This is a genomic window from Paraburkholderia sp. BCC1884 (assembly GCF_900996225.1).
Lineage (GTDB): Bacteria > Pseudomonadota > Gammaproteobacteria > Burkholderiales > Burkholderiaceae > Paraburkholderia.
This window is the reverse complement of record NZ_CAAJGL010000109.1, coordinates 1-556: the sequence shown is the minus strand read 5'-3', so window position 1 is coordinate 556 and position 556 is coordinate 1. Positions and strand designations below refer to the sequence as shown.

Below are 556 nucleotides of genomic sequence, written 5' to 3'. Positions count from 1 at the left end.
TGATCTGGCTGTCGCTGAAGCGGCTGCGCGTCGAGGAGCAAGCCTGGGACCGCTGGGAGGCCGAGGCCTCGATGCGCCGCTCGATCGAGTCGGCCTATCGGCAGTCGCGCAAGATGGAGGCGCTCGGCAACCTGGTCGGCAGCGTCGCGCACGATTTCAACAACCTGCTGATGATCATCTCGAGCAATATCCAGATCGTGCGCCGACGCGGCGCCGCGCATCTGGACATCGAGCTGACGGCCATCGAGCGCGCGCTGAAGAACGGCCAGTCGCTGACGCGCCAGTTGCTCGGGGTGGCGCGCAAGCAGCCGCTGCGCAGCGAGACGATCGACGTGCCGCAATGGCTCGGCTCCTCGTGCCGCGAACTGCTGAAGACGTCGCTGGGATCGAAATCGGCGCTGGTGTTCGACATGCCGCCCGGCATCTGGCCGATCCGCGTCGATATCGCCGAGCTCGAGCTGGCGGTGATCAACCTGTCGGTGAACGCGCGCGACGCGATGCCGACCGGCGGGCGCTTCACGATCGCCGCGCAGAACATCACCTTCCGCCACGAGGA

General features: G+C 66.9%; 1 pseudogene. It reads left to right on the top strand.

The window, feature by feature from the left end:
• Positions 1 to 556, top strand: a pseudogene (locus tag FQ705_RS25590) (hybrid sensor histidine kinase/response regulator); the annotation flags it as partial.